The organism is Streptococcus oralis subsp. tigurinus (assembly GCF_002093545.1).
In the GTDB taxonomy this organism is placed as follows: Bacteria; Bacillota; Bacilli; order Lactobacillales; family Streptococcaceae; genus Streptococcus; species Streptococcus oralis_C.
This window is the reverse complement of sequence record NZ_LNVF01000006.1, coordinates 59,429-65,946: the sequence shown is the minus strand read 5'-3', so window position 1 is coordinate 65,946 and position 6,518 is coordinate 59,429. Positions and strand designations below refer to the sequence as shown.

The 6,518-nt window shown below is 40.8% G+C and carries 4 protein-coding genes and 17 tRNA genes; 19 read left to right on the top strand and 2 right to left on the bottom strand.

Features of this window, described 5'->3' with window-relative positions; all coding sequences use genetic code 11:
- The 18 genes from ATE34_RS07705 (at nt 1) to ATE34_RS07620 (ending at nt 2,347) form a co-directional block, all read left to right on the top strand.
- Nucleotides 1-73: transfer RNA gene (locus tag ATE34_RS07705), tRNA-Val, on the top strand.
- A 4-nt stretch (nt 74-77) separates the two neighbouring features.
- A tRNA-Asp gene (locus ATE34_RS07700) sits at nt 78-150 on the top strand.
- 24 nt (nt 151-174) lie between these two features.
- A tRNA-Lys gene (locus ATE34_RS07695) sits at nt 175-247 on the top strand.
- Nucleotides 248-252: 5 nt separating this feature from the next.
- Nucleotides 253-334: transfer RNA gene (locus ATE34_RS07690), tRNA-Leu, on the top strand.
- A 12-nt stretch (nt 335-346) separates the two neighbouring features.
- A tRNA-Thr gene (locus ATE34_RS07685) sits at nt 347-419 on the top strand.
- Nucleotides 420-446: 27 nt separating this feature from the next.
- Nucleotides 447-518 (top strand) — tRNA-Gly (locus ATE34_RS07680).
- A gap of 7 nt (nt 519-525) precedes the next feature.
- Nucleotides 526-611, top strand: a tRNA-Leu gene (locus ATE34_RS07675).
- A gap of 11 nt (nt 612-622) precedes the next feature.
- Nucleotides 623-696: transfer RNA gene (locus ATE34_RS07670), tRNA-Arg, on the top strand.
- A 15-nt stretch (nt 697-711) separates the two neighbouring features.
- Nucleotides 712-785, top strand: a tRNA-Pro gene (locus ATE34_RS07665).
- 5 nt (nt 786-790) lie between these two features.
- Nucleotides 791-864: transfer RNA gene (locus tag ATE34_RS07660), tRNA-Met, on the top strand.
- Between the two features lie 13 nt (nt 865-877).
- Nucleotides 878-951: transfer RNA gene (locus ATE34_RS07655), tRNA-Ile, on the top strand.
- Nucleotides 952-962: 11 nt separating this feature from the next.
- Nucleotides 963-1,052: transfer RNA gene (locus tag ATE34_RS07650), tRNA-Ser, on the top strand.
- Nucleotides 1,053-1,063: 11 nt separating this feature from the next.
- A tRNA-Met gene (locus ATE34_RS07645) sits at nt 1,064-1,137 on the top strand.
- 3 nt (nt 1,138-1,140) lie between these two features.
- A tRNA-Phe gene (locus ATE34_RS07640) sits at nt 1,141-1,213 on the top strand.
- Nucleotides 1,214-1,229: 16 nt separating this feature from the next.
- Nucleotides 1,230-1,300 (top strand) — tRNA-Gly (locus tag ATE34_RS07635).
- A 33-nt stretch (nt 1,301-1,333) separates the two neighbouring features.
- Nucleotides 1,334-1,407, top strand: a tRNA-Ile gene (locus tag ATE34_RS07630).
- A 6-nt stretch (nt 1,408-1,413) separates the two neighbouring features.
- Nucleotides 1,414-1,501 (top strand) — tRNA-Ser (locus ATE34_RS07625).
- A gap of 141 nt (nt 1,502-1,642) precedes the next feature.
- Nucleotides 1,643-2,347, top strand: a complete 705-nt coding sequence (locus tag ATE34_RS07620; RefSeq protein ID WP_061598076.1) for a hypothetical protein — start codon at nt 1,643-1,645, stop codon at nt 2,345-2,347.
- A gap of 102 nt (nt 2,348-2,449) precedes the next feature.
- Here ATE34_RS07620 and birA read toward each other — a convergent pair whose 3' ends face one another.
- On the bottom strand, nt 2,450-3,388 hold the full coding sequence (birA, locus tag ATE34_RS07615) for a bifunctional biotin--[acetyl-CoA-carboxylase] ligase/biotin operon repressor BirA (RefSeq protein ID WP_084911491.1): 939 nt from the start codon (nt 3,386-3,388) through the stop codon (nt 2,450-2,452).
- On the bottom strand, nt 3,388-4,245 hold the full coding sequence (locus ATE34_RS07610; RefSeq protein WP_084911490.1) for an AraC family transcriptional regulator: 858 nt from the start codon (nt 4,243-4,245) through the stop codon (nt 3,388-3,390). Before ATE34_RS07610 ends, birA begins: the two co-directional genes overlap by 1 nt.
- 107 nt (nt 4,246-4,352) lie before the next feature.
- On the opposite strand from ATE34_RS07610, the gene ATE34_RS07605 reads away from it, so the two are divergent.
- Nucleotides 4,353-6,515: an alpha-galactosidase gene (locus ATE34_RS07605; protein WP_084911493.1), complete on the top strand. Its 2,163-nt coding sequence runs from the start codon at nt 4,353-4,355 to the stop codon at nt 6,513-6,515.
- The last annotated feature ends 3 nt before the right edge of the window (nt 6,516-6,518 follow it).

The following is a 6,518-nucleotide window of genomic DNA, read 5'->3' as shown; positions in this document are numbered from 1 at the left end:
GGGAGTTTAGCTCAGCTGGGAGAGCATCTGCCTTACAAGCAGAGGGTCAGCGGTTCGATCCCGTTAACTCCCATATAGGTCCCGTAGTGTAGCGGTTATCACGTCGCCCTGTCACGGCGAAGATCGCGGGTTCGATTCCCGTCGGGACCGTTTAAGGTAACGGAAGTTATTTTAGACTCGTTAGCTCAGTTGGTAGAGCAATTGACTTTTAATCAATGGGTCACTGGTTCGAGCCCAGTACGGGTCATATTTGCGGGTTTGGCGGAATTGGCAGACGCACCAGATTTAGGATCTGGCGCTTAACGGCGTGGGGGTTCAAGTCCCTTAACCCGCATAATAGAAAGCAGCCGGCTTAGCTCAGTTGGTAGAGCATCTGATTTGTAATCAGAGGGTCGCGTGTTCAAGTCATGTAGCCGGCATTTTTTTATATAGAATAAGAGGTCGATGCGAACGTAGTTCAGTGGTAGAACACCACCTTGCCAAGGTGGGGGTCGCGGGTTCGAATCCCGTCGTTCGCTTAGAGAGGCCGGGGTGGCGGAACTGGCAGACGCACAGGACTTAAAATCCTGCGATTGGTAACGATCGTACCGGTTCGATTCCGGTCCTCGGCATATAATGATGAGCACCCTTAGCTCAACTGGATAGAGTACCTGACTACGAATCAGGCGGTTAGAGGTTCGACTCCTCTAGGGTGCATTTTTTTATTTAACGCGGGAAGTAGCTCAGCTTGGTAGAGTACTTGGTTTGGGACCAAGGTGTCGCAGGTTCGAATCCTGTCTTCCCGATTCATGGCGGTGTAGCTCAGCTGGCTAGAGCGTCCGGTTCATACCCGGGAGGTCGGGGGTTCGATCCCCTTCGCCGCTATATTGATCTTGTTGGACCTTTAGCTCAGCTGGTTAGAGCTCTCGGCTCATAACCGAGTGGTCGTAGGTTCAAGTCCTACAAGGTCCATTGTAAATAATGGAGGATTACCCAAGTCCGGCTGAAGGGAACGGTCTTGAAAACCGTCAGGCGTGTAAAAGCGTGCGTGGGTTCGAATCCCACATCCTCCTTTTTATATTAACGCGGGATGGAGCAGCTCGGTAGCTCGTCGGGCTCATAACCCGAAGGTCGTAGGTTCAAATCCTGCTCCCGCAATTTGGCTCGGTAGCTCAGTTGGTAGAGCAATGGATTGAAGCTCCATGTGTCGGCGGTTCGATTCCGTCTCGCGCCATATTTTGTTTTATTAAGCGGGTGTAGTTTAGTGGTAAAACTACAGCCTTCCAAGCTGTTGTCGCGAGTTCGATTCTCGTCACCCGCTTTGAACGAAAGTTCATACCAAGTTTTTGAACTTGGGCGCGTAGCTCAGGTGGTTAGAGCGCACGCCTGATAAGCGTGAGGTCGGTGGTTCGAGTCCACTCGTGCCCATTAATAGGAGAATTACTCAAGAGGCTGAAGAGGACGGTTTGCTAAATCGTTAGGTCGGGTAACCGGCGCGGGGGTTCGAATCCCCCATTCTCCGTACTTAGAGAGCTAGTAAGCTCTTTTTTTGTGTGTAGTTCTTTTAAAATAATAGTGAGTAAAAATTTTTAATATAGCAACAGCTTTGCTAGGTTTAGTGCTTTATTAGGAATAAAGATTTTGAGATATCAGGTGATTCTATATGAAAAATGGAGTAAAATTTCGTAGTATTTTTTATAGATTTATACTATTTATCTTTGTAGTATTTCTAACTGTGATTTCAATGATCTTAGATACACCAGAAGCTCAAATTCGCTTTTTAAATCTATCCTTGATTGTTGGGCAAGGGGAGTTGAGGATTGTTACGGTTGCGGTTTTGCTCCTTACTTTTCTTTTATCTTTCATGTTCAAATGGAAGTGTTTAATCCATAAAACTGGGATTTATCTAAGAAAAATTGATTTATTTATAGCTTGGGATGAGATTAGAGGTCTTAGCCATGTCTGGATTAATGACTATCATCGTGGACCTCATGGTTTTTTTTTCTATAATCGTAAGACGATAGTTATTTATAGGAAAAATTATCAACCGATTTGCCTTTATAATATTTCAATATTGGCCTTATATGTTGCCAAATGTTATCATCCAAAATTGAAAACCAATATAGTCTCAGCAACGTTAGCAAGTCTCTTCAATATGGCTTTAAATGCATGGTTCTTGTACGAGATGTTGAGTAAAAATTTGGTGAATATAAAAGCTGAAGTATTTATGTTTTGGCTACTTTTGTATGCTGTTAAAGTTTTTGCGTTGCCAGGAATTATACTTGGATACGAAAATCACCACAATGGGGTTTCATTGGCACATAGCACGGCATATAAAAAGAATGCCTCGAAAGCTGTTCACCTGTAAAGTGTTGATGGGAAGCCAGCTATTTATATATCAGTTGCTTTCTACATTCAAAAAGCACTATATGTTGCTAGTTGAGGTTCTAGATACCATATAGTGCTGCTATTAAGTCCAGCTAGTGAGTGAGATTTCACCACTATGGAGCCAGATTTCTGTCTGATCATCAAGCTGGATAAGGAGTTGTCCTTTGTCGGAGATGTCCTTGGCGACTCCTTTTTTTTCAGTCTGATCTTGGATAAAACTGACCTCTCTTCCTAGAACAAGAGAGTGTTCTTTATAAAGATAGAGTAGTTCTTCGGGTGCTGTTTGGTAGAAACAACGCCAAATTTCTGAGATTAGTTCGTTTCGTGTGATAGGAGCTGGTGGTGTAAAGAGACTTCCAGCTTTTTCTTTTAGTTCTTCTGGAAAGTCTTCTATAGAAAAATTTATACCAAGTCCGATAATGATATCTGTAACCAAGCCTGTCTCAACTGATGTCATTGCTTCGGTAAGGATACCTGCTATTTTTTTATTCTTAAAGTAGATATCATTAACCCACTTGATATCAACTTCTATCATGGTTAGATTTTTAATGGCCTTGTAGACTGCAGCAGCAACAAGGAGTGTATAGGATGGAAGCTTTTCATAGGGAAGATTTGGTTGAATATGCAATGACATATAGATGCCTCCCTGTGAAGGAGAGTAGTAAGGACGCTGAAAGCGACCACGACCTGCTGTTTGGTATGTGGAAAGATAGAGGGTATTTCCTTGGCTTCCAGCTTCCATACCTTCTTTTGCATCTGTTTGAGTAGATTTTGTTTCTGGTTTGTAGACAATGTTTAAGTTGGTTTTCTCCTGGATTACATCAGGCAATATCAAATCGCCTTGGATCAGCTTGTAACCTCTATTTTTAATACTGTCGATCATGAGCCCTTCTTGTTGGAGACGTTGGATTGCTTTCCATATGGATGTGCGACTTAGATTTAGTTCTTGGCCAATTTTTTCTCCGCTGACATGGTCGTTTTCTCTGGCTAGTATCTGGTAGACTAGTTGGTGTGATTTCATTAATTTTCCTTTCTAACTAGGGGGAGGTGAAAGAGTTCTTTTCGAGTCTGGCTGGGTGTTTTATGAAAAAACTGCTTGTAAGCTTTCGAGAAATGGAGTGGGTCTGAAAAGCCGACAGAGTACGCAATGACTTTAATTGATTCTTCAGTATGTTCCAGAAGTTGTTGTGCACGATGCATCCGAACGTAAAGTAGATACTCTTTTGGAGAGAGTTGATGAAATTCTTTAAACACACTAGTTAAGTAACTTCTATGAACCGATAGTTCTTTTGCTAAATCTTGAATTGTGAGTGATTGCGGGTAGTGACTATCTATCAACCGTTTGCATTCAAGATAGAGTTGGTAGGTTGATGAAATATTCTTTTTTTTCTGATTGGGAGCAATAGTTCCCAGATGAAACATCAGTTCATGGAGTTGTCCCATGATATGGAGTTGAGCTAATTCATTTGATTTTGTAATCTGAGCGAAGCGAACAATATCTGAGATGAGATTTGCAGTAGTCTGGGTATGACAAGTTTCAGATTGGATGAGATAGGATTGGTCAGAAATCTGCGAAAGAGCAAAATAGTCAGGAGCTTTCCCTCCAGTGATTCCTAACCAGTAGTAGGCCCAAGGTTCTTCACTATCTGCTTGGTAAAAGGTTAGTTCATCTGGTTTTAGTAAAAAGAAATCTCCTGTCTTTAAATCAACAATTTTCCCCTTATAATGGAACTGCCCTTTTCCTTTAGTAATGTAATGGAGTACATAGGTATCTCGAATGGCTGGGCCAAAAGAGTAGTTAGGCGTGCATTCCTCATAACCATAGAAGCTAAGAGAAAGATCAATTGTTCCAGTCTGGTATTCTGAAAAAACGAGCATGGGCCACCTCCTACCTAACATTTTACCATATTCTTGAGACATTTTTCTATTTTAGAAAGCGCTTTTATGTGTTAAAATTTTTTCAAGAAATAGATGAGGTACAATTTATGGGAATTCGGATAGAGAATAATCTTTTTTACGTTGAGAGTAAAGGTTTAAGTTTGATTATTGAAAATAGGGATGGGTTCTTATTATTAAAATATTTAGGAAAGACTATTAAGGACTATAGAGGTTCTAATAGTGTTTATGAACGCGATCATGCTTTTTCTGGTAATCCAGCAGCTACCAATCGAACCTTTAGTTTGGATACGCAACGTCAGATTTTTGGACAACATGGTTTGGGTGATTTTAGAAGACCAACCTTACAGGTTCAGCACGATGTAACTGAAGTAACAGACTTTCGATTTGTAGAAGCAAAGATTTTAAGAGGTCAGAATGGTCCACAGGGTTTACCTTCTCCACATAGCATGGATGCTACAGAAACTCTTGCCTTAATTTTAGAAGATCCTAAGGCTCAACTTAGTCTGACTTTGTATTATACTGCTTTTAATAATGATGCGACAATTGCTAGCTACAGTAAATTAGAGAATAATAGTAACCAGGAAATTGTCATTCATAAGGACTTTTCTTTTATGGCTGATTTTCCCGCTGCGGCTTACGAAATAGTGACTTTACAGGGAGCTTATGCTCGTGAAAAGACTGTCCGACGTCAACAGGTAGAACAAGGAATTTTTTCGATTGATTCGAACCGTGGAGCTTCTGGGCATGCTCAAACACCAGCTCTTCTATTATGTGATCAAGGAGTCACAGAGGATGCTGGGAATGTGTTTGCTATTCAACTAATGTATAGTGGAAACTTTGAAGCTTTTGTTCAAAAGAATCAATTGAATGAAGTTCGAATGGCGATTGGGATTAATTCGGAAAACTTTTCTTGGAAGTTAGACCCTGAGGAAAACTTTGAAACACCGGTAGCTTTAGTGACCTATTCAGATAAGGGGTTAACTGGTGTTAGTCATGAAAGTCAGAATTTTGTACTTAAGTACATTATGCCAAGTCAGTTTTCTAAAAAAGAGCGTCCAATTCTAATCAATAACTGGGAAGCTACCTACTTTGACTTCCAGAGAGAAAAACTGTTAGAGTTAGCAGATGAAGCTAAGAAAGTTGGTATTGAACTTTTTGTATTAGATGATGGGTGGTTTGGTAATCGCTTTGATGATAATCGTGCTTTAGGTGATTGGGTTGTTAATGAGGAAAAATTGGGTGGAAGTCTTGAAAGTCTTATTTCAGCTATCCACGAAAGAGGTTTGCAGTTTGGACTTTGGTTAGAACCGGAGATGATTTCTGTAGATAGCGACTTGTATCGCAAACATCCTGACTGGGCCATTCAGGTTCCTGGCTATGAGCATACCTATTCTAGGAATCAATTAGTACTTAATCTTGCCAATCCTCAGGTAGTAGAATACTTGAAAAATGTCTTAGATGAACTCCTATCTTATCATGAGATTGACTACATTAAATGGGATATGAATCGTAATATTACTAAGCTAGGGAATGGATCGAATTATCTAGAGACACAGATGCAATCTCATCAGTATATGTTAGGACTTTACGAACTCGTTTCTTATCTGACAGAGAAACACAGTCATATTCTCTTTGAGTCCTGCTCTGGTGGTGGTGGACGAAATGATCTTGGTATGATGCGCTATTTCCCACAAGTCTGGGCTAGTGATAATACTGATGCCATAGCACGTTTACCTATACAGTATGGATCATCCTATCTCTATCCAACCATTTCTATGGGGGCTCATGTGTCAGCAGTACCGAATCATCAGATGGGACGAATGACACCATTGGAAACTCGTGGTCATGTAGCAATGATGGGAAATCTGGGTTATGAGCTTGATTTGACAAGTTTATCAGATGATGAGAAAGCTGAGATTGCTAATCAGGTGAACTTGTATAAAGAATTGCGACCAGTAGTCCAGTTGGGAAATCAGTATAGGTTAATCAATCCCGATGCTGAATCCAATGAAGCAGCAGTTCAATTTAACTATGAAGATCAAACGATTGTAACCTATGTCCGAGTCTTATCAGTTGTGGAAACAATGGAAACAACTTTAAAGTTAAAAGATTTGGATGAAGAGGGACGGTATGAATTACAGGAAAATGATGTAGTTTACTCAGGTGCAGAACTCATGTATGCGGGTATTACTATGGGGCTTCCACAGGGAGATTATCTCAGCAGGCAGTTACATTTCATTAGAAGATAAGGA

Excerpts from the sequence above, each read along its gene's own strand:
- ATE34_RS07620 (WP_061598076.1), top strand. The coding sequence starts at position 1,643 with ATGAAAAATGGAGTAAAATTTCGTAGTATTTTTTATAGATTTATACTA.
- birA (WP_084911491.1), bottom strand. The coding sequence starts at position 3,388 with ATGAAATCACACCAACTAGTCTACCAGATACTAGCCAGAGAAAACGAC.
- ATE34_RS07610 (WP_084911490.1), bottom strand. The coding sequence starts at position 4,245 with ATGCTCGTTTTTTCAGAATACCAGACTGGAACAATTGATCTTTCTCTT.
- ATE34_RS07605 (WP_084911493.1), top strand. The coding sequence starts at position 4,353 with ATGGGAATTCGGATAGAGAATAATCTTTTTTACGTTGAGAGTAAAGGT.